This window comes from Pseudomonas sp. B3(2017) (assembly GCF_002113595.1).
Taxonomy (GTDB): Bacteria; Pseudomonadota; Gammaproteobacteria; order Pseudomonadales; family Pseudomonadaceae; genus Aquipseudomonas; species Aquipseudomonas ekonensis.
This window is the reverse complement of the sequence record NZ_NEIU01000001.1, coordinates 440,518-466,171: the sequence shown is the minus strand read 5'-3', so window position 1 is coordinate 466,171 and position 25,654 is coordinate 440,518. Positions and strand designations below refer to the sequence as shown.

At 65.2% G+C, this 25,654-nt stretch carries 25 protein-coding genes and 4 tRNA genes; 8 read left to right on the top strand and 21 right to left on the bottom strand.

The annotated features are described in order from the left end of the window. Window positions 1-94: 94 nt before the first annotated feature. From CAG33_RS02065 to CAG33_RS02010, 12 genes are all read right to left on the bottom strand, one after another. Window positions 95-694 carry a nucleotidyltransferase family protein gene (locus tag CAG33_RS02065; RefSeq protein WP_085578129.1) on the bottom strand — a complete coding sequence of 200 codons (600 nt, stop codon included), beginning with the start codon at window positions 692-694 and terminating at the stop codon, window positions 95-97. Further along, entirely contained in the window at window positions 691-1,671 is a 981-nt protein-coding gene (locus CAG33_RS02060) for an XdhC family protein (protein WP_085578130.1), read from the bottom strand. Before CAG33_RS02060 ends, CAG33_RS02065 begins: the two co-directional genes overlap by 4 nt. Continuing rightward, window positions 1,671-3,992 (bottom strand): xanthine dehydrogenase family protein molybdopterin-binding subunit, encoded by a 2,322-nt coding sequence (locus CAG33_RS02055; RefSeq protein ID WP_085629679.1) that lies wholly within the window; start codon window positions 3,990-3,992, stop codon window positions 1,671-1,673. Before CAG33_RS02055 ends, CAG33_RS02060 begins: the two co-directional genes overlap by 1 nt. Next, window positions 3,989-4,459, bottom strand: a complete 471-nt coding sequence (locus CAG33_RS02050) for a (2Fe-2S)-binding protein (RefSeq protein ID WP_085578132.1) — start codon at window positions 4,457-4,459, stop codon at window positions 3,989-3,991. The genes CAG33_RS02055 and CAG33_RS02050 overlap by 4 nt, the downstream gene beginning before the upstream one ends. Window positions 4,460-4,705: 246 nt before the next feature. Next, window positions 4,706-5,725 carry a UDP-N-acetylmuramate dehydrogenase gene (murB, locus tag CAG33_RS02045; RefSeq protein WP_085578133.1) on the bottom strand — a complete coding sequence of 340 codons (1,020 nt, stop codon included), beginning with the start codon at window positions 5,723-5,725 and terminating at the stop codon, window positions 4,706-4,708. After that, on the bottom strand, window positions 5,722-6,186 hold the full coding sequence (locus tag CAG33_RS02040; protein ID WP_085578134.1) for a low molecular weight protein-tyrosine-phosphatase: 465 nt from the start codon (window positions 6,184-6,186) through the stop codon (window positions 5,722-5,724). The genes murB and CAG33_RS02040 overlap by 4 nt, the downstream gene beginning before the upstream one ends. Further along, window positions 6,186-6,950, bottom strand: coding sequence for a 3-deoxy-manno-octulosonate cytidylyltransferase (gene kdsB / locus CAG33_RS02035; protein ID WP_085636719.1), 765 nt, complete (start codon window positions 6,948-6,950; stop codon window positions 6,186-6,188). The genes CAG33_RS02040 and kdsB overlap by 1 nt, the downstream gene beginning before the upstream one ends. After that, complete coding sequence (locus CAG33_RS02030) at window positions 6,947-7,132, bottom strand: Trm112 family protein (protein ID WP_085578288.1); 186 nt, start codon at window positions 7,130-7,132, stop codon at window positions 6,947-6,949. The genes kdsB and CAG33_RS02030 overlap by 4 nt, the downstream gene beginning before the upstream one ends. Before the next feature lie 24 nt (window positions 7,133-7,156). After that, window positions 7,157-8,167, bottom strand: a complete 1,011-nt coding sequence (gene lpxK, locus CAG33_RS02025) for a tetraacyldisaccharide 4'-kinase (protein WP_085636716.1) — start codon at window positions 8,165-8,167, stop codon at window positions 7,157-7,159. Further along, window positions 8,167-8,595: a biopolymer transporter ExbD gene (locus tag CAG33_RS02020; protein WP_085578137.1), complete on the bottom strand. Its 429-nt coding sequence runs from the start codon at window positions 8,593-8,595 to the stop codon at window positions 8,167-8,169. The genes lpxK and CAG33_RS02020 overlap by 1 nt, the downstream gene beginning before the upstream one ends. Continuing rightward, window positions 8,592-9,227: a MotA/TolQ/ExbB proton channel family protein gene (locus tag CAG33_RS02015; RefSeq protein ID WP_170929931.1), complete on the bottom strand. Its 636-nt coding sequence runs from the start codon at window positions 9,225-9,227 to the stop codon at window positions 8,592-8,594. Before CAG33_RS02015 ends, CAG33_RS02020 begins: the two co-directional genes overlap by 4 nt. Before the next feature lie 89 nt (window positions 9,228-9,316). Then, complete coding sequence (locus CAG33_RS02010) at window positions 9,317-11,560, bottom strand: DNA internalization-related competence protein ComEC/Rec2 (RefSeq protein ID WP_085578139.1); 2,244 nt, start codon at window positions 11,558-11,560, stop codon at window positions 9,317-9,319. Window positions 11,561-11,696: 136 nt separating this feature from the next. On the opposite strand from CAG33_RS02010, the gene CAG33_RS02005 reads away from it, so the two are divergent. Then, window positions 11,697-12,215 (top strand): DUF2062 domain-containing protein, encoded by a 519-nt coding sequence (locus tag CAG33_RS02005; RefSeq protein WP_085629673.1) that lies wholly within the window; start codon window positions 11,697-11,699, stop codon window positions 12,213-12,215. 84 nt (window positions 12,216-12,299) lie between these two features. Here CAG33_RS02005 and CAG33_RS02000 read toward each other — a convergent pair whose 3' ends face one another. The 4 genes from CAG33_RS02000 to CAG33_RS01985 all read right to left on the bottom strand — a co-directional run bounded on the left by CAG33_RS02000 (window position 12,300) and on the right by CAG33_RS01985 (window position 15,479). Beyond that, a complete protein-coding gene (locus CAG33_RS02000; RefSeq protein WP_085578141.1) occupies window positions 12,300-13,079 on the bottom strand; it encodes an ABC transporter permease in 780 nt (259 codons plus the stop codon). After that, a complete protein-coding gene (locus tag CAG33_RS01995; protein WP_085578142.1) occupies window positions 13,076-14,008 on the bottom strand; it encodes an ABC transporter ATP-binding protein in 933 nt (310 codons plus the stop codon). Before CAG33_RS01995 ends, CAG33_RS02000 begins: the two co-directional genes overlap by 4 nt. 132 nt (window positions 14,009-14,140) lie before the next feature. After that, complete coding sequence (locus CAG33_RS01990) at window positions 14,141-14,764, bottom strand: glutathione S-transferase family protein (RefSeq protein WP_085636714.1); 624 nt, start codon at window positions 14,762-14,764, stop codon at window positions 14,141-14,143. 43 nt (window positions 14,765-14,807) lie between these two features. Continuing rightward, on the bottom strand, window positions 14,808-15,479 hold the full coding sequence (locus CAG33_RS01985; RefSeq protein ID WP_085629671.1) for a transglutaminase family protein: 672 nt from the start codon (window positions 15,477-15,479) through the stop codon (window positions 14,808-14,810). Between the two features lie 248 nt (window positions 15,480-15,727). Between CAG33_RS01985 and CAG33_RS01980 the strand changes: the two genes are divergently transcribed. Continuing rightward, the gene (locus CAG33_RS01980; RefSeq protein ID WP_085636712.1) at window positions 15,728-18,175 is read left to right on the top strand and encodes an acyl-CoA dehydrogenase; all 2,448 of its coding nucleotides are present in this window, start codon (window positions 15,728-15,730) and stop codon (window positions 18,173-18,175) included. A gap of 88 nt (window positions 18,176-18,263) precedes the next feature. Then, window positions 18,264-18,671: a PA2817 family protein gene (locus CAG33_RS01975; protein WP_085578146.1), complete on the top strand. Its 408-nt coding sequence runs from the start codon at window positions 18,264-18,266 to the stop codon at window positions 18,669-18,671. Window positions 18,672-18,734: 63 nt separating this feature from the next. Here CAG33_RS01975 and CAG33_RS01970 read toward each other — a convergent pair whose 3' ends face one another. Further along, window positions 18,735-19,733 (bottom strand): LysR family transcriptional regulator, encoded by a 999-nt coding sequence (locus CAG33_RS01970; RefSeq protein WP_085578147.1) that lies wholly within the window; start codon window positions 19,731-19,733, stop codon window positions 18,735-18,737. A 90-nt stretch (window positions 19,734-19,823) separates the two neighbouring features. Between CAG33_RS01970 and CAG33_RS01965 the strand changes: the two genes are divergently transcribed. The 4 genes from CAG33_RS01965 to CAG33_RS01950 all read left to right on the top strand — a co-directional run bounded on the left by CAG33_RS01965 (window position 19,824) and on the right by CAG33_RS01950 (window position 23,889). Then, window positions 19,824-20,450 (top strand): hypothetical protein, encoded by a 627-nt coding sequence (locus tag CAG33_RS01965; protein ID WP_085636710.1) that lies wholly within the window; start codon window positions 19,824-19,826, stop codon window positions 20,448-20,450. Window positions 20,451-20,539: 89 nt separating this feature from the next. Next, window positions 20,540-21,310, top strand: a complete 771-nt coding sequence (locus tag CAG33_RS01960; protein ID WP_085578149.1) for a 2OG-Fe(II) oxygenase — start codon at window positions 20,540-20,542, stop codon at window positions 21,308-21,310. Between the two features lies 1 nt (window position 21,311). Then, entirely contained in the window at window positions 21,312-21,950 is a 639-nt protein-coding gene (locus CAG33_RS01955) for a LysE family translocator (RefSeq protein ID WP_085578150.1), read from the top strand. Between the two features lie 199 nt (window positions 21,951-22,149). Then, the gene (locus CAG33_RS01950) at window positions 22,150-23,889 is read left to right on the top strand and encodes a dipeptidase (RefSeq protein ID WP_085578151.1); all 1,740 of its coding nucleotides are present in this window, start codon (window positions 22,150-22,152) and stop codon (window positions 23,887-23,889) included. 153 nt (window positions 23,890-24,042) lie between these two features. Here CAG33_RS01950 and CAG33_RS01945 read toward each other — a convergent pair. The 4 genes from CAG33_RS01945 to CAG33_RS01930 all read right to left on the bottom strand — a co-directional run bounded on the left by CAG33_RS01945 (window position 24,043) and on the right by CAG33_RS01930 (window position 24,455). After that, window positions 24,043-24,118: transfer RNA gene (locus tag CAG33_RS01945), tRNA-Gly, on the bottom strand. A gap of 3 nt (window positions 24,119-24,121) precedes the next feature. Further along, window positions 24,122-24,197: transfer RNA gene (locus CAG33_RS01940), tRNA-Glu, on the bottom strand. Window positions 24,198-24,301: 104 nt separating this feature from the next. Then, window positions 24,302-24,377 (bottom strand) — tRNA-Gly (locus CAG33_RS01935). Window positions 24,378-24,379: 2 nt separating this feature from the next. Next, a tRNA-Glu gene (locus CAG33_RS01930) sits at window positions 24,380-24,455 on the bottom strand. A gap of 387 nt (window positions 24,456-24,842) precedes the next feature. Between CAG33_RS01930 and CAG33_RS01925 the strand changes: the two genes are divergently transcribed. Next, window positions 24,843-25,601: a hypothetical protein gene (locus CAG33_RS01925; protein ID WP_225927212.1), complete on the top strand. Its 759-nt coding sequence runs from the start codon at window positions 24,843-24,845 to the stop codon at window positions 25,599-25,601. Window positions 25,602-25,654: the final 53 nt, after the last annotated feature.

The window sequence follows — 25,654 nt, the reverse complement described above, 5'->3', positions numbered from 1 at the left end:
CGACAGCCGTTAAAAAGCCCCGCCTGGTGATCCAGGCGGGGCTTTTTTTGCCTTCGCGAACTGTGAATCCCCTGCTCGCTCCTACAGGGGCACGTCAGGATGGCGTGAAAAGCAGCGCCTGCGGCACATCGATGTCCCATAACACCCCGGGATCATCCACCGCCACCTCCACCACCATCCGACCTTGCTCAAACAGCCGCCTGGCGCCCCGATCGCCGGACAGCGCCTGCAACTTCGGCCCGAACGCGTGGCCAAATCCGACCGGATGCCCGAACTCGCCGTTGAACACCGGCACACTGACGCCATCGTCAGCGACGGCAGCCACCACCTGCTCAATGCTGGACGGCAGGATGAACGGCATGTCGCCCAGCACAATCAGCCAGCCGTCCAGATCAGGACATGCCGCAACCCCCGCCGCAATGCTGTCGCCCATCCCGGTGGACTCGATCGAGACGATGTCACAACCATACGCCTGCGCCATGCGCATGGCCTGCGGGCGCGCTTCGGTGGTCACCAGCACGCGCCTGTCGAGTTCAGCCGGCAGATTCACCAGCACCTGTTCGATCACCGAGCGCACCGCGCCGTCACGCCCGGTGCAATCGGCCAGCAGCTTGTCCTTGTCGGCCCCCGCCACTTCGCGAAACCGTCTGCCCTCGCCTGCCGCGAGCACAATCACGCCGATGGATCGACTCATACGCTCTCCATTGCCTCTTTCTGTTTCTGCCCGGCACCGTTTTTCAACGCCACGATTTCCGCCAGCAACGACAAGGCGATCTCCGCCGGGGAATGGCTGCCGATGGGCAGGCCGATCGGCCCGTGCAAGCGGGCGATGGCCTGTTCCGACAAGCCTAGCTCAGCCAGGTTGTCGCGCCGCTTGCGGCTGTTGACCCGCGAGCCGAGGGCGCCGACGTAAAACGCCCTGGAGTCGAGCGCCGTGAGCAACGCCATATCGTCGAGGCGCGGGTCGTGGGTCAGCGCCACAATCGCCGTGCGTTCGTCGGCCTGGATGCTCAGCACGGCGTCGTCCGGCATGCCGGGGACGAACCGCCCGTGCAGCGCTTCCCAATCCTGCACGAACTCCGTGCGTGGATCGCAGATCAGCACCTCGAAATCCAGCAGCCGTGCCATCTCGGCCACATAACGCGACAGTTGCCCGGCGCCGATCAACAACAGCCGCCAGCGCGGGCCGTAGATGGCGCGCAGGACCCGGCCGTCGAAGGTCAGCGAATCCTGCTTGCCGGCCGCCTGCAACGTCACCTCACCTGTCTCGACATTCAGTGTCCGGGCGACGATTTCGTGGTCATCGCAACGGGCGATCAGCTCGGCGACCCAGGCCGGATCACCGACCCGCTCCTCGGTCAGGCGCAAGGTGCCGCCGCAAGGCAGGCCGAAGCGCGCCGCTTCCTCCTGGGTCACGCCATAGGTGATCAACTGCACCGGCGGCCCGTCGGCAGGGATCCGGCCGTCGTGCAGACGGGCGATCAGATCGTCCTCGACACAACCGCCGGACACCGAACCGATCACCACGCCATCCTCACGCAGCGCCAGCATCGCGCCAGGCGCCCGGGGCGCGGTGCCCCAGGTCTGCACCACGCTGAACAGCACCACCCGCTGCCCGGCGCGGCGCCACTGGAGCACGCTGCGCAGGACGTTGAGATCGACGCTGTCCATCACGCCTGCGCCTTTTGCCAGCCCTGCAACTGGTAGCGCACCGGCAGGCTGCGGATCCGCTGGCGGGTGGCAGCGAAGATCGCGTTGCACAGCGCCGGCGCAATCGGCGGCACGCCCGGTTCGCCGACGCCGCCCAGCGGCACGTCGCCCGGCGGCGTGACCAGGTGCACCGCTACCTCCTTCGGCGCCAGGGACATGCGCGCCACTTCATACATATGGAAGTTGTCCTGCTGCACCTTGCCGTCCTTGAAGCTGATTTCGCCCCACACGGCATTGCCCAGCCCCATCACACAGGCGCCCTCGAACTGCGAACGGATGCGCTCGGGGTTGATCTGCGGCCCGCAGTCCACGGCGATGTCGGCCTTGTGCACGATCAGCGTGCCGTCGTCCTTGACCTCGACTTCGATCACCGCCGCCACGTAGGTGACGAAGCTGTAATGCACCGCCAACCCCAGCCCGCGCCCTTTCGGCAGCTTGCGGCCCCAGCCGGCGGCCTTGGCTGCTGTCTCCAGCACGGTGCGCATGCGCCCGGTGTCGATCGGATAGCGCTCCGGGGATTCGCCGTAGTTCCACTCTTCGCTCAGGGTGCGCGGGTCGATCTGCCGATCCGGGCCGAGCAGCCGGACCTGGTACTTGAGCGGATCCTCACCGGCCCTGTGCGCCAGCTCATCGACGAAGCTCTGGATCGCGAAGCCATGGGGAATGTTGGACACCGAGCGGTACCAGCCCACCCGGGTGTGCACGGCGGCTTCGGGGTTCTCCAGGCGAACGTTGGGGATCGCGTACGCCATGTTGGTGAAGCCCATGCCCAGCTCGAACGCCGCCTCGTGGTTCATGCCCGGCGCGAACAGCGCGCTGATGCTCGGCGCCACCGTGCGATGCAGCCAGGCGGACGGCAGGCCGTCCTTGCCCACGCCGGCCTTGAGGTACTCGGCGGAGACGGTGTGGAAATACGAATGGTGGATGTCGTCTTCCCGCGTCCACTGCACCCGCACCGCCTTGCCGGGGAATTCCTTGGCCAGGATCGCGGCTTCGATCACGAAGTCCGGTTTGGATTTGCGGCCGAAGCCGCCGCCCAGCAGGGTGACGTTGAAGGTGACGTTGTCGAACGGCAGGCCCAGACGCTCGGCGATCCGCTCGCGGGTGACCTGGGGTGCCTGGCTCGGCGCCCAGGCTTCGCAGGTGCCGTCCTTGTAGCGGGCGACGGCGACCATCGGCTCCATCGGCGCCTGCGCCAGGTGCGGCAGGTAATAGGAGGCGTCCAGGGTGCCGGCGGCTGCGGCGATGGCCTTGTCGACGTCGCCGGTGTTGCGCACCACTTTGCCCGGCTTCAGCGAAGCGGCTTCCAGCGTCTTGCGGTAGGCCACCGAGTCGTAGCTGGCGTTGGGCCCGTCGTCCCACTCGATCTTCAGGGCTTCGCGGCCCTTGAGCGCCGCCCACGTGTTGCTGGCCACCACCGCCACGCCGCCCAGCGGCTGGAACTCCGAAGGCAGCGGACGGCCGTCGATCCGGATGACCTTGAGCACCCCCGGCACTTTCAGTGCGGCGCTGTCGTCCACCGAGCGGACCGTGCCGCCATAAACTGCCGGCCGGGCGATGACGGCGAACAGCATGCCGTCGAAATGCACGTCGGCCCCGTACACGGCACGTCCGTTGACGATGTCGGCGCCGTCGATGGCCTTGGTGCCTTCCTTGCCGATGTAGCGGAACTCCGACGGCTGCTTGAGTCGCAGGCCGTCACGGGCCGGCACCGCCAACGCACTGGCGGCGGCAGCGAGTTCGCCATAGCCCAGCTCGCGCCCGGACGGTTTGTGAATGACCTTGTGCAGTTGCGCATGGCATTCGCTCACAGGCACCTTCCACTGGGCGGCGGCCGCCTGTTCGAGCATGGTGCGGGCGGCGGCGCCGCAACGGCGCATCGGCTCGTACCAGTGGCGCATGCTGCGCGAACCGTCGGTGTCCTGGTTGCCGAAACGCACCTCGTCACCCGGTGCCTGCTGCACTTTCACATGGGCCCAGTCGGCTTCCAGTTCGTCGGCGACCACCAGGGACAGGCTGGTGCGCACGCCCTGGCCCATTTCCGAACGGTTGCACACCACCGTCACCGTGCCGTCGGCGGCGATGCTGACGTAGACCTTCGGGTCGTCCACCCAGCCGTTGGGCATGCCGTCGGCGCCGAACTGCTTGGGCTTGTCCTCGGCCAAAGCGTCCTGCCAGCCCCAGCTCGCCGCCAGCACCAGGGCGCCGGTCGCGCCGACGCCTTTGAGAAAGCCCCGGCGGCTGAGGTTGCTCAGAGCGAAATCGTTGGGTAGACGGCTCATGCCTTGGCCTCCTTCAGGTGGGTGGACGCCTGGCGGATGGCGGTCTTGATCCGGTTGTAGGTGCCGCAACGGCAAATGTTGCCGACCATCGCCTCTTCGATCTGCTCGTCGCTAGGGTTCGGGTTTACCTTGAGCAACGCGGTGGCGGACATGATCTGCCCGCCCTGGCAGTAACCGCACTGGGCCACGGCGGTGTCGAGCCAGGCCTGCTGGACGATCCGGCCCACCGGGTCGGCATGCAGGTTGTCGAGGGTGGTCACGTCCTGCCCGGCCACCGAACCGATCGGCGTGATGCAGCTGCGGGCTGGCGAACCGTCGATATGGATGGTGCATGCACCGCACAGGCCCATGCCGCAGCCGAACTTGGTGCCGTTGTAGCCGGCGACGTCACGGATCGCCCACAGCAGCGGCATGTCTTCGCCGACATCGAGTTGATGGTCTTGACCGTTGAGTTTCAGGGTAATCATGGGCACGCCCGCATATTCATGGAGGTTATGGGGTCGAGCAATCTGCCGCCGCAGGCACGGCGGTGGTTCGTGCAGATCGACTCAGGCTAATGCGGCTCTCTTGTGCCGACGGCATACGTCTGCACCGGGCCTTTGGTGAAGCAAATGACTCGTATCGTTAGCTCGCTAAGTTAACCCAGCATTAACAAAAAAGCCCTGCACCGGTGTCCGGTGCAGGGCTTTGGGCCGGGCCTTGGAAGCGTAGCCTCAATACCGGTTGGGCTCCATTTCCAGCTCGACATTGAAACGTTCCGCAATGTCTTTCTGGATGCGTTGCGCCAGGTCGAACAGTTGCAGCCCGGTGGCCGCGCCGTAGTTGACCAGCACCAGGGCCTGGAGCTTGTGCACCCCCGCGTCGCCCTCGCGGAACCCCTTCCACCCGGCCCGCTCGATCAGCCAACCGGCGGCCAGCTTCACCTGACCGTCCGCCTGCGGATAAGCCACCAGGTCCGGGTGCTGCGCCTTGATCTGCGCCGCCGTGTGCGCCGGCACCAGCGGGTTCTTGAAGAAACTGCCGGCATTGCCGAGCACCGCCGGATCCGGCAGTTTCTCGCTGCGGATGCTGCAGATGGCGCGGCTCACGTCGCTGGGGGTCGGCTGCTCGATGCCCTGTTCGGTCAGGCGCTGACGCACCGGCCCGTATTCCAGATGCAGATGGGCCGCCCGGTTCAGGTTGAAGCGCACCCGCAGGATCAGCCAGCGACCAGGGTGCTGCTTGAACACGCTGTCGCGGTAGGCGAACCCGCACTCCGCCAGCGTGAAATCGCGCAACGCTCCGGTCTGGCGATCCAGCGCCGTCAGGCCGGCGAACACGTCCTTGATCTCGACGCCATAGGCGCCGATGTTCTGCATCGGCGCCGCCCCGACGGTGCCGGGGATCAGGCTGAGGTTCTCAAGGCCCGACAGGCCCAGCGCCAGCGTGTGCTGCACGAACGGATGCCACGGCTCCCCGGCCTCGGCTTCCAGCACCACACGGTCGCCGTCGTCGCCGACCACCCGGATCCCGCGGCTGACCATGCGCAGCACCAGCGCCGGCACATCCGCCGTCAGCAACAGGTTGCTGCCGCCGCCGATCACCAGCAGCGGCACGTCCTGCTGCGCCGCATAAGCCAGCGCGTCACGCACATCGGCATCGTTGCGGGCTTCGGCGAACAGCTGCGCCCGCACGTCCACGCCAAAGGTATTGAACGGCTTCAGGGAAACCTGCGGTTGCACCGACAGACTCATAGCCGCCCCTTCACTTCGATCAGCAGTTGGTCGCAGGCGCGCTCGATCAGGTCAAGCACCTGCTCGAAACCCTGATCGCCGTCGTAGTACGGATCCGGCACTTCATCGACCTCACCTTCGTAGCGGCGCAGGAACAGATCCAGTTCGGCCTTACCGGTAGACGGCTGCATCGCCTTGAGGTTGCGCAGGTTGCTGTTGTCCATGGCCAGGATCAGGTCGTAGCTGGCGAAGTCGGCCCGACTGACCTGCTGCGCCCGTTGGGCCGACAGGTCATAGCCGCGCAGCTTCGCCGCCGCCTGGCTGCGCTTGTCCGGCGGATTGCCGACGTGCCAGTCGCCGGTGCCGGCGGAGGCCACTTCGACCTGCCCCGCCAGCCCCGCTTCGCGCAGCTTGTGGCGCAGCACGCCTTCGGCGGTGGGCGAGCGGCAGATGTTGCCCAGACACACGAACAGAACGCGCATCAGGCCTCCAGCAGGCGACGGACGCGCTCGAGGTCTTCGGCGGTGTCGACCCCCGTCGGCGGTGCGATCAGCGCGTCGGCCACATGGATGCGCACGCCGTGCCACAGGGCACGCAGCTGCTCCAGGGACTCGGTGTTCTCCAGCCAGCACGGGCCCCAGTTCACGAAGTCCTGGAGGAACCCGGCGCGGTAGGCATAGATGCCGATGTGTCGGCGGTACGGCACGCCCTCCGGCAATTGCTCGCGGCTCTTGGCGAACGCATCGCGGGCCCACGGCAAGGTCGAGCGGCTGAAGGTCAGCGCCAGGCCGTTGAGGTCGCTGACGACCTTGACCACGTTGGGGTTGAACAGCGTGTCCACGTCCTCGATCGGCTCGGCCAGGGTGGCCATGCGCGCCTCGGTGTGGGCCGCGAGGTTGGCGGCCACCTGGTCGATCACGCTCGGCGGGATCAACGGCTCGTCGCCTTGCACGTTGACCACGATGGCGTCCGGCGCCAGGCCCAGTTTCGCGGCCACTTCGGCCAGGCGGTCGGTGCCGGAATTGTGGTCTTCGCGGGTCAGCACCACTTCGGCGCCAAACGCCTTGCAGGCCTCGACGATGCGCGCATCATCGGTGGCCACCACCACGCGGTCGGCGCCGCTCTTGCTCGCCTGTTCCCAGACGTGCTGGATCATCGGCTTGCCGGCGATCGGCAGCAGCGGCTTGCCCGGCAGGCGGGTGGAGGCGAAGCGCGACGGGATGACGACGGTGAACGCTGTGCTCATTTGTCCAGGCGCTCGTCGCTGGTCAGGGTGCGGGCTTCGCTTTCGAGCATCACCGGGATGCCGTCGCGGATCGGGTAGGCCAGGCCTGCGCCCTTGCTGATCAGTTCGGTCTTGTCGGCGCTGAGCTTGAGCGGGCCTTTGCAGACGGGGCACGCGAGGATGTCGAGCAGTTTGGTGTCCATGAACATTCCCTGGATGAAAACGGTTTAAGGCAAAAGCCGATCCGGCAGCAGGCGCATCAGTTGGGTGTCGAACCAGGCCACGAAGGCCGGCGACGGCACGGCTTCGACCGCCAGGTACCACCAGTCGGCGGCGGCGAAAGCGCGGCACTTCACCGCATCCTTCTCGGTCATCACCAACGGCAATGACGGCGTGAAATTCAAGGCCTGCACGCTGTACTCGGCGTGGTCGGCAAACGCATGCGGAACCGGTCGCCAGTCTAGCGCTTCGAGGGTATTGAAGAAACGTTGCGGATTGCCGATCCCGGCCACCGCGTGCAGGGCCTGGCCGGCAGGGAAATGATCCAGCGGCCGGCGTTCGCCGCTGCGCAGGTTGACCAGCGCCGTGGGTTGCAGGCGGAAGGCGAAACCGTCGTCGCGGTCGGCGGCGGCGCCGTTGTACAGCACGCCGTCGACGCTCTGCAGGCGCTCGACCGGTTCGCGCAGCGGCCCTGCGGGCAGGCAGCGCCGGTTGCCCAGGCCGCGGGCGGCGTCGATCAGCACCAGCTCCAGGTCCCGTGCCAACCGGTAATGCTGCATGCCGTCGTCGGACAGGATCAGATCCAGCGGCTCGCGCTCGAGCAAGGCTTTGACGGCAGCGCTGCGGTCGGGGTCGATCATCAGCGGCACGCCGGTGCGCCGCACGATCAGCAACGGCTCGTCGCCGGCGACGTCGGCGCCCTGATCGGCCTCGACCCGCCAAGGAAATTGCGGCGGCCGGGCGCCGTAACCGCGGCTGACCACGCCGACCCGCAGGCCGCTGCGCCGGCAGTGCTCGATCAGCCAGAGGATCATCGGCGTCTTGCCGGTGCCGCCGACCGTGATGTTGCCGACCACGACCACCGGCACCGGCGCCTGATAGATCGCGCCTTCGCCGTCCAGGAAGCGCCGGCGCTTGCCGTCGACGACGCGGCGGTACAGCCACTCCAGCGGCCGCAGCAGGCTCAGGGCCGGATGCCCCGCGTACCAGGCAGCGAGCAATCGATCGGACATGGCCATCAGGATTTGGGCGCCGCCTCGACCGTGGTCATGCGCAGATGGCTGAAACCGAGCTTGCCGGCCGCGTCCATGGCGGTGATCACCGATTGGTGCTGGGTCTTGCCGTCGGCGCTGATCGACAACGGCATGTTGGTGTCGCCGTTGGATTCCTTCTGCATGGCTTCCATCAGGGTCGCCAGATCGCTCTTCGGCAGGATCCGGTTGTTCACCGAGAACACGCCCTCGGCGTTGATGGCGACGTCCAACTGCTTGACCTGCTGGTCTTCGGCGGGCGAACCGCTGACCGCTTCCGGCAGGTCGACGCGCAGCTGGGTCTCACGGGTGAACGTGGTGGTCACGACGAAAAACAGCAGCAGGATGAACACCACGTCGATCAGCGACGCGAGGTTGATGTCGATGGTTTCCCGGGGCTTGCGACGGAACTTCACGCTTTGGCTCCGGCCAGGTCGACGTCACGGTCGCCCTGCACCACCTCGACCAGCTTGATCGCTTCCTGCTCCATGCCCACCACCAGCTCATCGATGCGCCGCTGCAGGAAACGGTGGAAGAACACCGACGGAATGCCCACCATCAGGCCCGCCGCCGTGGTGATCAACGCCTTCGAGATGCCGCCGGCCAGCACGGACGCGTTGGTGGTCATGCCGGAGCCGGTGAACGCACTGAAAATGTCGATCATGCCCAGCACCGTGCCCAAAAGGCCCAGCAGCGGAGCCATGGCGGCGATGGTGCCCAGGGCGTTGACGTAGCGCTCCAGCTCGTGGATGACCCGGGCGGCCGCCTCCTCGATGCACTCCTTCATGATCTCGCGACCGTGCTTGGAGTTGGCCAGGCCCGCCGCGAGGATCTCGCCCAGCGGCGAATTGGCGCGCAGTTCCTTGAGTTTTTCCTTGTTGAGCTGCTTGTCCTTGATCCACACCCAGACCTGACCGAGCAGGTGCTCCGGGGTCACGCGGCTGGCCCGCAGGGTCCACAGGCGCTCGGCGACGATCGCCATGGCGGCGACGGAACTCAGAATGATCGGCAACATCATCCAGCCGCCGGATTTGACCAATTCCCACACAGTGACAGCCCCCTCGAAAAAGTGCGCCACTTTACCATACCGGTTCGCGATGACGACCCGTCGCTCCGACGACCGTGCCCTGCGGCGGCTCAACGGTGCGTCTCGGCCGGCGGCGGCGCGTCGCGCCAGAACCGTCGCTGCTGGCGCAGCGTACGGGGCGGCTGGAACCGGCCGAGCCGAAGGTGGATGGCGCCGTGCCGGGCGCTGTCGTAGACGTGGATGCCCTGATGGCGGTAACGCGCGGTCACGGTGGGGTGCGGATGGCCGAACGAATTGCCTTGCCCCCGGGAAATCAGCACGGACTCGGGACGCAAGCCCCTGAGCAACGCCATCGACGATGACGTGCGGCTGCCGTGGTGCGGCGCCTGCAGCCAGCGCACCGGCTGCGCCAACGGGCTGTCGAGCAGGGCGCGCTCGGCGGCGGCATCGATGTCGCCGGTCAGCAGCAGGCGCTCACCGGCGGCGTCGACCTGCAAGACACAAGAGCGTTGATTGCTGTCATGGGCCGCGTCCCATTGCCACAGCCGGAAACCGACGCCGTCCCACTGCCATTGCCGACCGCTGGCGCACGCCTCCGCCGTCAATCCGGCGGGAAGCCCTCCCGGATCGCCGCTCATCACCCGGCCGACCGGCAGCCCGCGCATCAGCGCCTGTGCTCCGCCGGCATGGTCGGCGTCGGCATGGCTGAGCAACAGCAGGTCCAGCCGCCCGACATCCAGTTTGCGCAGGGCCGGCAACACCACCCGCTCACCGGCATCGAAATCGCCCATGCGCGGACCGGCGTCAAACAGCAACGCGTGATGGCGAGTACGCACCAGCACCGCCAGGCCCTGCCCGACATCGAGCTGCCAGACGTCGGCCACGCCCTCGTCCAGCCGTTCCCGGGGCGGCGCCGCCAGCAGCAACAGCAACGGCCAGCCCAAGGGGCGCATCGGCACACCCCTGGGCAACAGCAGCAGAAAGGCCCCCAGCCCTCCCGCCGCCAAGACCCAGCCCGAGACCATGGCAGGCGTCCATGCCGGCCATTGCCCGGCGATCACGGCCAGACCGCGGAACAGCCCCTCGATCAGTCCGCCGGCCAGCCACAGCAGGGCTTCTCCCACCGGCGCAACCGGCAGCAGCAAGGTGCCGAGCAAGGCCGGCGGCAGCACCGCCAGACTGACCCAGGGCACCGCCAACAGGTTGACCAGCGGCCCGCTGAGGCTGACCGGCAAGCCCAGCGCCAACAGCACCGGGCACAGCCCGAGCGCAATCAGCCATTGCGCTCGCGTCCAGGTCTGCCACCATCGCCATGGCCCCAAACGTCCGCCGAAGGTGAAGATCAGCACTGCCACCGCCGCAAACGACAGCCAGAACCCCGGGCGCAGGCTGGCCAGCGGATCCATCAGCAAAACGGCGTCGAACGCCAGCAGCAGCGGCCACCAGAGGCCCAGATGGCGAAAGCGCAGGCGCCACAGCAGCACCAGCGCGACCATCACGCAGGCGCGCCGCACCGGCACGTCGAACCCGGCCAGCAGCCCGTATCCCAGGGCCGTCGCGAACGCCAGGCCGCAGGCCCACGGCAACCAAGGCCAACGCACCGGCCACAGGCCCCACCTCGCCAGGCCGGCGACCAGCCCATAGACGACCGCCGCCAAAAGGCCGATGTGCTGGCCCGAGATCACCAATAGGTGCACGGTGCCGGTGTCCTGAAGGATCTGCCAGTCTTCGCGCGCCAGCCCCGAGCCGTCGCCCAGCACCAGCGCCGCCAGCGCGGCATTGCGGCCCTGCGCGTCCACGGCGAGCAGGCGCTGGCGGACGCCGTCGCGCCAGGCCCCCTGCGCCGCCGACAACCGTTGGCCGTCCTTGACCGTGCCGGTCGCGCCGATGCGCTGCGCCAGCGACCAGGCCTCGGGGTCGAAGGCGTCGGGATTGAGCAGGCCGCCCGGGCGCTTGAGCTTCACAGCCAGCCGCCAGCGCTCGCCGCTGTTGACCGGCGGCCCGTCGTACCACGCCAGGCGCATCTTCGCCGGCAGCCGTTCATGGCGCGAACGGGCGTCGGCCAGCTCGAACCGCACCACGCCTGCGCCGTTCTGCGGCAGGCCGGTCACCCGCCCCTCGACCCAACGGGTCTCGCCCTCCAGCGCCGCCGGCAAGCGGTCGTCCAACGCCCAATGGGCGCCGAGGCCCGTCCACATGAAACCGAACAGCAGAAAAGCCAATGGATAGCTGCGAAACGGCAGCAGCATCAGCACCGCCACCGGCATCGCCCACAAAAGCCCGACCGGCGGCAAGGCCGGCAAAAAAACCGGGGCCAGCAGACCGGCTGCCAGCGCCATCATCCCTGTGCGCATACGCCCGTCCTTGAGAGTCCCGCCTTCAGGCATAGCGGATCCGGGGCCCTGGCGTCGTCAACAATTGTCACAAAGTCTGAATGGGCCGCTTCTAGAATCCAGACATACTTGCCGCCTTGACCGACCGAGAAGCCTTATGCCCCGGCGCCTATTCAAACGTTACATGCCCGATCCGACGAGCATCAGGGAACACAAGTCCTTACGCTTTCTCGGCACGTTGCTGCATGACCCCAACCTCTGGCACCTCAACCGCCACTCGGTGGCCCGCGCCATGGCGGTCGGCCTGTTCGCGGCGTTCCTGCCGATCCCGGCGCAGATGCTGGTGGCGGCCGTGCTGGCGATCATGGTGCGCGGCAACATGCCGATCGCCGTCAGCCTGGTCTGGCTGACCAACCCGATCACCATGCCGGCAGTGTTCTTCTGCACCTATCAGGCCGGCGCGTGGCTGATGGACGTTCCGGCCAGGACCCTGCCCGACGAACTGACCTGGGAATGGATCAGCGGCGAACTCTCCACCCTGTGGAAGCCGTTCCTGCTGGGGTCGGTCGTGACAGGGCTGGCGCTGGGCGCCCTCGCCTATTTCACGGTGATGATGTACTGGCGCTGGTGGGTGGCCCGGCAATGGGCGCGCCGCAAGAAGAACCGAATGCCATGAACGCAAACGGCCTCCATCACTGGAGGCCGTTTTCTTTGGGGTGCCTGGTGTGCAGCCATCGCCAGCGGGCTGGTTCCCACAGAGTCAGGTGCGCATCCCGCGCCCGCTCACCAGCAACCGTGCGCAACCGATGTACAGCACCACCGTGGCCACCAGCATGAACGTGATGGCGGTGCCGATGCTGATGTCCGACACGCCGAGGATCCCGTAGCGGAACGCGTTGACCATGTGCAGCACCGGGTTGGCCAGCGACACGGTCTGCCAGAACGGCGGCAGCAGGCTGATCGAATAGAACACGCCGCCCAGGTAGGTCAGCGGGGTCAGCACGAAGGTCGGGATGATCGAGATGTCGTCGAAGTTGCGCGCAAACACCGCGTTGATGAAGCCCAGCAGCGAGAAGATCGTCGCGGTCAGCATCACCACCAGCACGGTCACGCCCAGGTGATGCACCTGCAGGCGGGTGAAGAACAGCGACAGCAGGGTCACGATGATGCCCACCATCAGGCCGCGCAGCACGCCGCCCAGGGTGTAGCCGACCAGGATCGTGTGCGGCGACACCGGGGAGACCATCAGTTCTTCGATGGAACGCTGGAACTTGCTGCCGAAAAAGCTCGACACCACGTTGCCGTAGGAGTTGGTGATCACCGACATCATGATCAGCCCCGGCACGATGTACTCCATGTAGGTGAAGCCGCCCATGTCGCCGATCTGCCGGCCGATCAGGTTGCCGAAGATCACGAAGTACAGGACCATGGTGATCGCCGGCGGCAGCAGGGTCTGCGGCCAGATCCGGGTGAAGCGTTTGACCTCGCGATAGACGATGGTGTTCAGGGCGACGAGGTTGGGGCGCAGTTCGGAACTCATACCGCCACCTTCGACAGGTTCTTCTCGACCAAAGACACGAACAGCTCCTCGAGGCGATTGGTTTTGTTGCGCAGGCTCAGCACTTCGATGTTCTGCAGGGCCAGTTGGCCGAACAGCGCGGTGATGCCCATGGATTTGTCGACCTGGACCTCCAGGGTGTGGCCGTCCACCAGCCGGCACGGATAGCCGGCCAGTTGCGGCGCGGCCTGCAGGCCGGTCTTGAGGTCGAGCAGGAAGGTCTCCACATGCAGTTGGCCGAGCAGTTGCCGCATGCTGGTGTTCTCGACGATGGTGCCGTGGTCGATGATGCCGATGTTGCGGCACAGCTGCTCGGCCTCCTCCAGGTAATGCGTGGTGAGGATGATCGTGATGCCCTTCTGGTTGAGCTCGGTGAGGAAGCTCCACATCGAGCGGCGCAGTTCGATGTCGACGCCTGCGGTCGGTTCGTCGAGGATCAACAGGCGCGGCTCGTGGATCAGCGCGCGGGCGATCATCAGGCGCCGCTTCATGCCGCCGGACAGCGAACGCGACGGCACGTCGCGCTTGTCCCACAGGCCGAGCTGGGTCAGGTACTGCTCGGCGCGCTCCTTGGCGATCCGCGCCGGGATGCCGTAGTAGCCGGCCTGGGTCACGACGATGTCGAAGGTCTTTTCGAACTGGTTGAAGTTGAACTCCTGGGGCACCACGCCGATCGAGCGCTTGAGCGCGGCGGGGTTCTTGTCCAGGTCGTTGCCGAAAATGTTGACCGTGCCGCTGGTCTTGTTCACCAGGGTCGACAGGATGCCGATGGTCGTGGACTTGCCGGCGCCGTTGGGGCCGAGCAAGGCGAAGAAATCACCTTCGGCGACGTCCAGATCGATACCGTTCAAGGCCTGGAACCCGTTGCCGTAGGTTTTGGTTAGCTGCCGGATGGACAGAGCGGAACTCATATCGGATTTACGCACCAAGAAGGAAATATGGAATGGGGAAAAGCCGGCGGCGAGGGAAACAACCGCGACGCATGGGCGCCATGGTGCTTGCCGTCGCCGCACAAGTACAGTCAAGTGTGTCGATAGTAGGTATTAAGTCAACGCGGTCATGACCGCCTTGCGGTAAGCCGGACGCTGCTTCAGTCGCTCGTACCAGGCCTGCAGGTGCGGCAACGGCGCCCGCTCGATGGGCATTTCGAACCAGGCATAGATGAAACTGCCCAGCGGAATGTCGCCCATGCCGATTTCGTTTCCGGATAAGTACGGCTGCTGCTTCAGGGCTTCGTCGGCCATCGCCAGCAGCCCTTCGCATTCCTTGATGGCGGCGTGGATCGCCGGCCAGTCCTGTTGCTGGGCCGGCGTGCGCAGCACACCCCAGAACACGGTGCGAAACGGCCCGGCGAAACTGGAGGTCGTCCAGTCCATCCACTTGTCGGCGACGGCGCGGGTGCGCGGATCGGCCGGATACCAGGCGGTGCCGGCCGCATGCGTGGCCAACAGGTAACGGACGATGGCGTTGGACTCCCACAGCACCAGACCGTCGTCCTCGATCACCGGCACCCGGCCGTTCGGGTTCATGGCCCGGTACTGCGGCGTATCGACCACGCCGAACGCGCCGCCGGCATCGATCGCCTCGTAGGCCAGCCCCAGCTCTTCGGCGGCCCACAGCGGTTTCCTGACATTCGACGAATTCTTGCGACCCCAGATCTTCAGCATGACCGCCTCCTTTCCATTGAACGGGCGGGCAGCATACGCCGGATCAGCCGCCCTTGGCATCACACGTCAGGTCGCCCTGCATGTCTCCCAGCAACGGCGGTTGCCCCTCGCCGAACAGGTGCGGGTAGCACTGCCTGATATGCCCGAAAAACAAGTCGTCCGGCACGTCGGCGAACTGGCCGTGATCCACCAGGTACTCCATCAGCAGTTCGCCGTCGCGGTTGTAGGGGTGGAACACGCTGTCATGAACCCCGTCGAACTCCAGCGGCGCGACGTTGAACAGCTCGCAGAGCCCTTGGTTGAACGCCGGCGTGGCCTTGACCCAGCGGCCGTCCAGGAATAGCTCGGTGTAACCGTGCATGGCGAACACATCGCTCCTGAGCAGCTCCAGCAGGCGCGGGGTCGACAGATGATTGCGCACGTCGGCCAGGCCGATGCGCGCGGCGATCCCGCAATGCCGTGCGCAACCGGCCAGCAGCGTGGCCTTGGGCACGCAATAGCTCTCGCCCGCGGCCAGGGCATAACTGCCGCGCAGGGTGTCCGGGTCGCGGCTGAAGGTATAGGGGTTGTAGCGCACCGCCTCGCGCACGGCGTAATAGAGACTGACCGCCTGCGCGCGCGGATCGCGGTCCGGGCCACGGTGCAGTTCTGCGAACTCCACCACCGCGGGGTGGTCGCTATCAATGAAGCGGCCGGGACTCAAATACTCGCGCATGACGGTTATCTCCTGGGTGAATCCCGAGTCTAGCGAGCGCCCGGGCGCAGAGATAACGACGTTTCGGCCAAACATGCACGCAAAGCTGCGGGATTGACGAACGATTTCCCACAGCTGTTGCCCACCGAACTTACGAAAGCCATCCGGGGCTTCCCACGCGTTCAGTCAGCCCGATCCGACCGTCCGTTTTCGCGGATGCCGTCTAAGCTCTGGGAGGTCGTTTTGCCCTGGTTCACGGAGGACTCAATATGCTGTTGTTGTGGATACTGGTTCTGATCGTCGGCGTGGCGTATCTCGCCCATCGCCGGACCGCACCGCTGCCGGCACTGGGCATCGCCGCCGCCTACCTGCTGGCCATGGGCATTTTCGGGCGGGCTCCCGGCGGGCTCTTGCTGGTGTTATGGATCGTACTGGCGCTGGTCGCCGCCCCGCTGCTGCTGCCGGACCTGCGTCGCCGGCACTTCAGCGCACCGCTGTTCGCCTGGTTCCAGAAGACCCTGCCGCCGATGTCGCAGACCGAACGCGACGCCATCGACGCCGGCACGGTCTGGTGGGACGGCGAACTGTTCAGCGGGCGTCCCGACTGGGACAAGCTGCTGTCCTATCCCAAGGCCGAGCTGACCGAAGAGGAACAGGCGTTCATCGACGGCCCCACCGAAGAACTGTGCGCGATGGTCAGCGACTGGCAGATCGGCCAGGCGATGGATCTGCCGCCCGAAGCCTGGACGCACATCAAGGAACACGGCTTCTTTGCCCTGATCATTCCCAAGGAGTTCGGCGGCAAGGGCTTCTCGGCCTATGCCCACTCCCAGGTGGCGATGAAGCTGGCCACCCGCAGCGGCGACCTTGCCTCAACGGTCATGGTGCCCAACTCCCTGGGACCGGCCGAGCTGCTGCTGCACTACGGCACCGACGAGCAGCGCAACCACTATCTGCCGCGCCTGGCCCGTGGCGACGACATCCCGTGCTTCGCCCTCACCGGGCCGCTCGCCGGCTCCGACGCCGGCGCCATGCCCGACACCGGCATCATCTGCAAAGGCCAGTGGGAAGGCGAGGAAACCCTCGGCCTGCGCCTGAACTGGGAAAAGCGCTACATCACCCTCGGCCCGGTCGCCACACTGCTCGGCCTCGCCTTCAAGGCCTATGACCCCGATCACCTGCTGGGCGACCAGGAGGACCTGGGCATCAGCCTGGCGCTGATCCCCACCGACACCCCCGGCGTGAACATCGGCCGTCGCCACCTGCCGCTGGGCGCGGCGTTCATGAACGGACCGAACTCGGGAACGGACGTGTTCATCCCCCTGGACTTCCTCATCGGCGGTCGGGACATGCTCGGCAAGGGCTGGATGATGCTGATGAACTGCCTGTCGGTGGGACGTTCGATCTCGTTGCCGGCGGTCGGCACCGGCGCGGCCAAGTTCACCAGCCTGGTGACCGGGCAGTACGCGCAGGTTCGCGAGCAGTTCAACGTGCCGCTGTCCGCCTTCGAAGGCATCCAGGAAGCCATGGCGCGCATCGGCGGCAACGCCTGGATGATGGACGCCGCGCGGATGCTGACCGCCAATGCGGTGGACCTGGGCGAGAAGCCTTCGGTGCTGTCGGCGATCCTCAAGTACCACCTCACCGAACGCGGCCGCGAATGCATCAGCCACGCCATGGACGTGCACGGCGGCAAGGCGATCATCATGGGCCCGAACAACTACCTGGGGCGCAGCTGGAACGGCGCGCCGATCTTCATCACCGTCGAAGGCGCGAACATCCTGTCGCGCAACCTGATGATCTTCGGTCAGGGCGCGATCCGCTGCCATCCGTTCGTGCTCAAGGAAATGGCCCTGGCCGGCCGCGAAGACAAGGAACAGGCACTGAAGGAGTTCGACGGCCTGTTGCTCAGGCACATCGGCTTCGCCGTGGGCAACGCCGCCAGCACCCTGGTGCTGAACCTGGGCCTGGGCCACTTCGAAAAGGCGCCGGGAAACCGGCTCAGCCAAGGGTATTTCCGCGCGCTCAACCGCCAGGCGGCGGCCTTCGCCCTGCTGGCCGACCTGAGCATGATGCTGCTGGGCGGCGAACTGAAGCGCCGCGAACGGCTGTCGGCGCGGCTGGGCGATGTGCTGAGCAACCTGTACCTGGCCTCGGCGGCGCTCAAGCGCTACCACGACCTGGACTCACCGGAGCACATGGAGCCGCTGTTCACCTGGGCGATGGAGGAAAGCCTCGGCCAATCGGAGAAGGCGCTGGACGAGTTGCTGACCAACTTCCCGAACCGGGTGTTCGGCTGCCTGCTGCGGCTTGTCGTGTTTCCGTTCGGCCGACGCCACAAGGGCCCGTCGGACAGGCTCGGCGCCGAAGTGGCGGCCGTCATCGGCCGCGCCAAGGGGGATCCGGCCTTGGAGGAACTGCTAGGCGGCTGCTATCGCCCGCAGTCGGCCGAGGATCCGGTGGGCGCCCTGCAGCACGCCAGCGACCTGCTGTCGGCTGCGCAGCCGCTGCACAAAAAGCTGCACACGGCGCTCAAGAGCGGGCAGGTCAGACCGTCCGCAGGGGAACATGCCATCGAGGCGGCGCTGGAGGCCGGCGTGCTGCAGCCGATGGAGGCCCAGACCCTGCGCAACGCCGAGGCGGCGCGACGCAAGGTGATCGATGTCGATGACTTCGACAAGGCGCAACTGGCGCTGGCCGAAGGCAAGGTGCGCTGAGCCTTCGGGCCATGCGGCGCTTTGGCCGTGAAAAAGGGGCGCGGTGGCTTTATACTCCGCGCCCGTTTTGCTCTTGAGGACTTATCCCGTGTCCAACATCGTTGCCGATCATCTGGTTTTGCTCGACCACCTGCGCACCATCCTGGTCGCCGTGGGCGAGGCTGATCAAGTGCCTGAAGAGAGCCATGCCCTGTTCCTGGAGCGCTTCGACGAGCTCCGCGCACAACTGCCGGTCGACCCGATCGAGAGCCAGTACCTGGGCCAGGACATCCTGTGCCAGATCATCAGCCGCTACCCGCAGATCGCCCACCTGATCCCGCGGGATCTGCTGTGGTACTTCGGCGGCGACTGCCTGCACTACCTGGCCGACGAAGAGATCGACCTTTACCAGGCGCTGGAAGAGCGTCGCTACGAAGCCGAACAGAACGACGAACCGTTCGACTGGAACCAGGAAAAGCAGTTGCTGGCGATGCCGGACCAAGACATCAAGCACTGAGTCTCCCGGTGATACGAAAAGGCCCGCATGGTTGTCCATGCGGGCCTTTTCATTGCGCTTCGCCTACAGCAGGCCGTCGCTTTCCGGCAGTTCGTAGGCGGCCATGACCTTGTTCGCGCCACCCGGCTTGCCGGGCTTGCTCAGGGTCGGTTCCTTTTCCAGGCACGCCACCAGATAGTCGATGAACACCCGCAACTTGGGCGGCAGGTACCGCGTCGGCGAATGCAGCAGCCACAAGCCGCCGTGGTAGGACGCCAGGAACGTCCAGTCCGGCAGCACCTGCACGACCAGGCCCTGCTCCAGGGCATAACGGGCGGTGAAGTACGGCAGGCTGCCGATCCCGATGTGCTGCAGCACCGCCCCCAAGCGCACGCCGGTGTGGTTGGCGGCATACCGGCCGCGTACGCCGACGGTCACTGACTTGCTGCCTTTCTTGAACTTCCAGCGCGCATCGCTCGGGGTTTCGCCCAGATAGATGCAACTGTGGTTGAGCAAATCGTGGGGGTGGGTCGGCGTGCCGTGTTCGGCCAGATACTGCGGCGTGGCGCACAACAGATGGTCGATGGTCAGCAACTGACGCCCGACCAGCCCGGCCGGAGGGCGGTCGGTGATGCGGATCGCCAGGTCGACATGATCGTCGATCAGATCCACCTGACGGTCCTCCAGCAATAATTCCACATCGACCTTGGGATAGCGGCGCAAGAACTCCGGCATGTGCGGATGGATCACGAACCGCCCCACCGCTTTCGGCACGCTGACCCGCACCAGCCCTTCGGCCTCATGGGTGTACTGGCCACTGATCTCCATCACCGACCTGGCGGCGCTGACCATTTCCCGGCAACGCTTGAACACCTCTTCCCCGCCATCGCTCAGGCGCAGCTTGCGTGTGGTGCGCTGCAGCAGCCGCGTGGCCAGAGCCTTCTCCAGACGGGAAATGCTGCGGCTGACCGCTGATGGCGAAGAGCCCAGTTGGCGGGCCGCCTCGGAGAAGCTGCCGGTCTCCACGACCTTGACGAAGATCGCCATTTCACCCAGCAGCGGCAGCGGTAGATTTATGCTCACAGCGCAACAGTCCTTTGATCTTTGAACGGATTATCACGTTATTGCACGATTCATATAATTAAAAAAGAAACTTTAATAAGGGCATGGAATATGACGCTCCGCCTCTTTTTCCATAGTGATGACCTCAAGGCCAATGTGGAAGTCCTCGACTGCACGCCCCACGAAAGCGAATTCGCCGTGGTGCTGCGCGCGACCCTGTTCCACCCGCAAGGCGGCGGCCAGCCCTGCGACACCGGATGGATCGGCGAAAGCCAGGTGCTGCGCGTGGTGCAAGAGCCGGAGCGGATCGTCCACTACGTCGACCGGCCAGTTGCGCCGGGCATGGTGCAGATCCGCGTCGACGAACAACGCCGCCGCTTCAACACCCGTATGCATTCGGCCGGCCACCTGATCGGCCATTTCGTGCAGGCCCTGGGCTGGACGCCCGTAAAGGCCCATCACTGGCCGGACGAAGGCCGGGTACAGTTCAAGCCGGGGGACGCAGCGCAGGAAGTCGACGCGCAGACCGTTCAGTACGGCATCGGGCAATGGATCGAACACGACCTGCCCCGCTTGACCTCCCTGCGCGAAGGCGCACGGGAAATCGGTTTCGGTGCGCTGCCGGCCTACGGCTGCGGCGGCACCCATGTACGTAGCCTGAAGGATTTGGGCACAGTCACGATCGCGTCCCTTTCGCAGAAAAAGGGCACGTTATCCGTCCACTACAGCGTGGATTGAGCATTTCGGACGCTGACTTGCGCAGCGTCCGACGCCGGGGAACCGCCTTCGCCGGTTCCGTTGACTATTCGATAGATGGACCTGACAACATGATGCTTGACGTCGAGCGTCTCGATGAGACGTGCATAAAAAAACTGGCCAACGAAGAAGTCCTCGCCATCCGCGTCAAAGGCTTTTTGCCCCAGGCGCTGGCGATCCAGATTGGCGACAAAATCCTGGCCCCCGGCTTCGAGGGCTACATCAACGCCCCCAGCATCGGCCGCATCGGCATGGCCTTCTACGAGGCGGAAAACCAGCCGCTGCTGATCGAGGACTACTTCGAACGCGCCACCAGCAACATCGCTGAGTTGCGCAACCGCTGCGCGCCCTACTCTTCGCCGGTCGACACCTTGCGCTGCATGCTCGACGAATCCTGGCCCGCCGGGGCCCATCTGGAAAACCTCTACGGCCGCAAGATGTACGTCGGCCTCTCCCGGGTGGTGAAGCCGGGCGTGTGCTTCCTGGCCCACCACGACATTTTCGCCAAGGATGCGCCGGAAAGTTTCCAGGCCAAGAGCCTGGCGGCGCAGTTCGCCTGCAACGTGTACCTGAACATGCCGACCGAAGGCGGCGCGCTGCAGATGTGGAACGACGACATCTCCCCCGACCGGTTCGACGAAATGCGCGGCGACAGCTACGGCATCGACCCGCAGCTGCTCGGCCCGCCAGCGCTGGAAGTGCGGCCGCAGCCGGGGGATTTCATCATGTTCAACTCGCGGCGCATGCATTCGGTGACGCCCGGCGTGGCCGATCCGCGCCTGAGCCTGTCCTTCTTCGTGGGCTACCGCGGCAACGCTTCCCCCCTGACTTTCTGGAGCTGAAATGCAATCGAACTATCTGGGCGAGTTTCTCGCGCTGGCCACTATCCACTTTCTGGCCGTGGTCGCTCCCGGGCCGGACTTCGCCGTCACCATCCGCCAAAGCGTGCGTTTCGGCCGGCTGGTCGGCATCTGCACGGCGCTGGGCATCGGCGCAGGCATTTCCGTGCACGTGCTGTACACCCTGCTGGGCGTCGGCGCCTTGATGCACGCCACGCCCTGGCTGCTGACGGTGGCCAAGGTGGTGGGCGGCGCCTACATCTTCTACCTCGGCATCAGCCTGATCCGCAGCCAGCCCAAGTCGGCCCTGGAAGGAGACAAGCCCACGACCGAAACGCCTGAGGGACAGTCGCTGTTCAAGGCCTTCACCACCGGGTTCCTGACCAACGCCACCAACCCCAAGGCCACGCTGTTTTTCCTGGCGATCTTCACCACCGTCATCAGCGCCACCACGCCCCTTGAAATACAGGCGCTGTACGGCGTCTGGATGTGCAGCGTGAACGCCTTGTGGTTCGTGATCGTCGCGCTGTTCTTCTCCAGCAGCCGGGTGCGCCTGCTGTTCATGCGCCTGGGACACTGGTTCGAGCGCAGCATGGGGGTGATCCTGATTCTGTTTGCCGGGCGTCTGGTGCTGTCGATGTAGCACAGTCGGATCAGTGAAAGGCTCGACCCGTCAGTCAGGGTCGGGCCTTTTTCGTTTCTGCGCCGAATTTGCGGTTCTGTGCGACAGATCCCGTTTCCGGGGCTCCCCTATCGTGGGATGGCGGTGTTAGTTTGGAAAAGTATCTGTCTGATCGTTCAGACATTTCCCACTCACCGCCTGCAAAGGAATGCCCACAGCAATGAACGTCCCCTTCAAGCGCCTAGCCGCTTCGACCCTGATCCTGGCCGGCCTGTCCGCGCTCGCCCTGCCTGCCGCCGCCAACGTCACGCCGCAGCAGAGCGCGGCCATCATCAAAACCTTCAGCGAGACGCCGGCCACCGATTTCCGGCAGTTTCTGGGCAACCTGGCCAAGAGCGACCTGGGCAACACCGCAGACGTCGGCCCGGCCATCAAGGCATTCCTCGACAACAAGGACCTGACCGCCGAACAACGCAACGAGATCCATCGCCTGCTCGGCCTCTATACCCGGGTCAAGTACGGCAATGCGGCCAAGGAGACCCTGCGCGAACTGGTGGAGATCCCGACCTTCCGCAAGGACGGCGTCGCCCAGCACGAGAACCCTGAATTCATCAAGATCGCCGACAAGATCAAAAGCCTCGCCCAAGCGTTCAACCTGAACTATCGCAACATCGACAACCGCGTCTACGAGATCTCCCTGGAAGGCAGCGGCAAGGAAGTCGTGGGCATCCACGCCCACGCCGACGTGGTGCCGGTGACGCCGGAGAACTGGGTTCTGCAGGACGGCACCCGCCTCGACCCGTTCAAGGTCACCGTGATCGGCGACCGCATGTACGGACGCGGCACCGAAGACGACAAGAACGGCATTGTGGTGACGCTGTACGCGATGAAGGTCATCAAGGAAGAGAAGCTGCCGCTGGCGCGCAACTTCAAGCTGCTGGTGGACACCACCGAAGAGACCACCGGCGATGCGATCCCTTACTACTTCGAACGCAACCCGACGCCGGAGTACAACCTCGCGCTGGACGGCGGCTACCCGGTGGTGATCGCCGAAAAGGGCTACGGCACCGTGATGGCCCATTTCCCTCTGCGCAAGGCCGAGGGCAAGGGCGCCGAGATCGTTTCGATGACCGGCGGCCTGGCGACCAACCAGATTCCTTCGGTTTCGGTCGTCACCCTGGTGACCGACAAGCCCGCCGAACTGGCGGCCGGCCTGCAGAAGGCCGGCGATGAGTACGCCAAGCGCAACGGCGGGGACTTCCAGGTCAGCGCCAAGGTCGACGGCAAGGACGTCAAACTCTCGGTCACCGGTGTTTCCGCCCACTCCTCCGAACCCGAATCCGGGGTGAACCCGGTGGCGCGGATGCTCGATTTCATTCACGGCCTCGACGGCAAAGTCGCGCTCAAGCGCAACGCCTACACCGATGCGGCCCGCTACGCCGCCGACAACTGGGGCCTGGACTACAAGGGCAACAAGCTGGGCGTGGGCTTCTCGGATGCGTTCATGGGGCCGCTGACCACCTCCTTGACCTATGTCGGGAAAGACGAGAAAGACTTCAAGCTGGCAGTGAACCTGCGCGTGCCGAAGGGCAAGACGCCGGAGGTGCTCAAGACGGAAATCGCCGACAAGCTGGCGGCCTGGAGCAAGAAGAACAAGGTCGCGGTCAACTTCGACTACTCGGTGGCCGAACCGATGTACCGCAACCCCGAAGGCGAGTGGGTCAAGGCCTTGCTGGCCGTGGCCAGCGAAAACCTGGGCATGAAGCATGAGTTCGGCACGTCGGCCGGCGCCACGTCGGTGCACGAATTGCCCAACGGCGTGCAGTTCGGCCTGGCCCGGCCTGAAGAGAAGTACACCGGCCACACCGACGGCGAGTTCAAGACCAACGAGCAGTTTTTGCTGGATCTGCAGATCGTGACGGAAATGATGGGACGCATCGGGCAATTGCCGACGCTTTGAGGAGATGACAGGGCCTGCCCGAGCGGCGGGCCCGACCCTTCAGCGCTGCATTGGCTGACGCACCGTCAGCGCGGGCAGGCTCGCGCCCACAGGCCACACAAACTCTGGACAAACAAAAACGCCGCTCATCTCTGAGCGGCGTTTCTGTGAAATTGGAGCGGGAAACGAGACTCGAACTCGCGACCCCGACCTTGGCAAGGTCGTGCTCTACCAACTGAGCTATTCCCGCAAATGGCGTCCCCTAGGGGACTCGAACCCCTGTTACCGCCGTGAAAGGGCGGTGTCCTAGGCCACTAGACGAAGGGGACACGCTACCCGGAACACATGGTGTGTGTTTCGGTGTCCAGATCCGCATCCTAAGACTTGGTTCTGGTTTCACTCGACCCTGCCCGAAAGCAGTGCCGTTTAAAATTGGAGCGGGAAACGAGACTCGAACTCGCGACCCCGACCTTGGCAAGGTCGTGCTCTACCAACTGAGCTATTCCCGCATTGGCGTCCCCTAGGGGACTCGAACCCCTGTTACCGCCGTGAAAGGGCGGTGTCCTAGGCCACTAGACGAAGGGGACACGCTACAACATTCACTCCCTGCTTCGTTTCGCTGTGTGCTTTACGCTGCAAGTGGCGCGCATTCTATGGATGGTTTGAGAGGTCGTCAACCCCCTGATATAAATTTATTTAAATCAATGACTTCGACCTGCTTTCAGAGGCCGTCCGGGCTTTTCTGCCGTCCGGCGTTTGACGCCTATATTCCGACACCCGCCAAGGCGCTATAGTCCACGGCATAGGTGATGGCAATCTGAACCCAACGCGCCAGCATTCATATAAGCAGGCGCCTGGCCGATACAGGTTCAGCCACGCCGATCCAACTCGTCGAGCGGCCCTAGGCGCTTAAATGCCTAGCCACTACACTCGATCGTGAACCCTATAAAGAGGTCTTACCGGTGACACCACTCATGATCACCCTGCTAGTCGTAGCCGGGATCGCCCTACTGATCGCCATTGGCTACATGAACCATGTGGTGGAAAACAACAAACTGGAGAAGGCCCGCACCAAGGTCGAGCTCAACGACCGCCTGCGCCGCTGCGGCGAACTGACCGAAACCTTCCCCGGCCAGTTCATGACCCCGGCCCTCAAGCTGCTGCTGACCCGTCTGGAGCTGAACGTCTGCCAGCGCCTGCTGAACCTGGAAAAGACCAGCGCCACCACCAAGGCACGCATCACCGAACTGAGCGCGCTGGTGGCCCAGGGCGAATCGATCCCGGTCAACAACCCGCCGTCGCCGATCCAGACCGAAGCCAAGGCCAAGGACGTGCGCTTCCTGCTCGAAGCCCTGCACGGCCAGATCACCCGCGCCGCCCAGGACGGCTTCCTGCCGCCGAACGAAGCCAAGCACTGGGTCCGCGAGGTGCGCCATATCCTGGTGCTGCTGCACATCGAGTTCTTCAACAACCTCGGCCAACACTTCCTGCAGCAGAACCAGCCGGGCCAGGCCCGCCTGGCCTTCGAGCGCGGCGTCCAGTACCTGCGCAAGCAGCAGGACCCACGGATCTACGCCGAACAGCTGGAGTACCTGGAAAAGCTCCTGGCCCGGGCCAACGCGCAGGTCATGGACAAGATCGCGCCGGTGGAAGGCGAAGAGAACCAGTTGACCGCCGGCCTGAAGGAAGTCGAAGCCGATGCGGACTGGAAGAAACGTGTGATCTACGACTGATCGGATCCGCAATGAGAAAAGCCACCGCAAGGTGGCTTTTTTGTGGCTGGCAT

Excerpts from the sequence above, each read along its gene's own strand:
- CAG33_RS01950 (WP_085578151.1), top strand. The coding sequence starts at position 22,150 with ATGAACGTCCCCTTCAAGCGCCTAGCCGCTTCGACCCTGATCCTGGCC.
- CAG33_RS02065 (WP_085578129.1), bottom strand. The coding sequence starts at position 694 with ATGAGTCGATCCATCGGCGTGATTGTGCTCGCGGCAGGCGAGGGCAGA.
- CAG33_RS02030 (WP_085578288.1), bottom strand. The coding sequence starts at position 7,132 with ATGGACACCAAACTGCTCGACATCCTCGCGTGCCCCGTCTGCAAAGGC.
- CAG33_RS01925 (WP_225927212.1), top strand. The coding sequence starts at position 24,843 with ATGATCACCCTGCTAGTCGTAGCCGGGATCGCCCTACTGATCGCCATT.
- CAG33_RS01985 (WP_085629671.1), bottom strand. The coding sequence starts at position 15,479 with ATGCGCGAGTATTTGAGTCCCGGCCGCTTCATTGATAGCGACCACCCC.
- murB (WP_085578133.1), bottom strand. The coding sequence starts at position 5,725 with ATGAGTCTGTCGGTGCAACCGCAGGTTTCCCTGAAGCCGTTCAATACC.
- CAG33_RS02040 (WP_085578134.1), bottom strand. The coding sequence starts at position 6,186 with ATGCGCGTTCTGTTCGTGTGTCTGGGCAACATCTGCCGCTCGCCCACC.
- CAG33_RS01955 (WP_085578150.1), top strand. The coding sequence starts at position 21,312 with ATGCAATCGAACTATCTGGGCGAGTTTCTCGCGCTGGCCACTATCCAC.
- CAG33_RS02050 (WP_085578132.1), bottom strand. The coding sequence starts at position 4,459 with ATGATTACCCTGAAACTCAACGGTCAAGACCATCAACTCGATGTCGGC.
- CAG33_RS02005 (WP_085629673.1), top strand. The coding sequence starts at position 11,697 with ATGCCCCGGCGCCTATTCAAACGTTACATGCCCGATCCGACGAGCATC.
- CAG33_RS01965 (WP_085636710.1), top strand. The coding sequence starts at position 19,824 with ATGACGCTCCGCCTCTTTTTCCATAGTGATGACCTCAAGGCCAATGTG.
- kdsB (WP_085636719.1), bottom strand. The coding sequence starts at position 6,950 with ATGAGCACAGCGTTCACCGTCGTCATCCCGTCGCGCTTCGCCTCCACC.
- CAG33_RS02010 (WP_085578139.1), bottom strand. The coding sequence starts at position 11,560 with ATGCGCACAGGGATGATGGCGCTGGCAGCCGGTCTGCTGGCCCCGGTT.
- CAG33_RS01980 (WP_085636712.1), top strand. The coding sequence starts at position 15,728 with ATGCTGTTGTTGTGGATACTGGTTCTGATCGTCGGCGTGGCGTATCTC.
- CAG33_RS01995 (WP_085578142.1), bottom strand. The coding sequence starts at position 14,008 with ATGAGTTCCGCTCTGTCCATCCGGCAGCTAACCAAAACCTACGGCAAC.
- CAG33_RS01960 (WP_085578149.1), top strand. The coding sequence starts at position 20,540 with ATGATGCTTGACGTCGAGCGTCTCGATGAGACGTGCATAAAAAAACTG.
- CAG33_RS02055 (WP_085629679.1), bottom strand. The coding sequence starts at position 3,992 with ATGAGCCGTCTACCCAACGATTTCGCTCTGAGCAACCTCAGCCGCCGG.
- lpxK (WP_085636716.1), bottom strand. The coding sequence starts at position 8,167 with ATGGCCATGTCCGATCGATTGCTCGCTGCCTGGTACGCGGGGCATCCG.
- CAG33_RS02060 (WP_085578130.1), bottom strand. The coding sequence starts at position 1,671 with ATGGACAGCGTCGATCTCAACGTCCTGCGCAGCGTGCTCCAGTGGCGC.
- CAG33_RS01990 (WP_085636714.1), bottom strand. The coding sequence starts at position 14,764 with ATGCTGAAGATCTGGGGTCGCAAGAATTCGTCGAATGTCAGGAAACCG.
- CAG33_RS02000 (WP_085578141.1), bottom strand. The coding sequence starts at position 13,079 with ATGAGTTCCGAACTGCGCCCCAACCTCGTCGCCCTGAACACCATCGTC.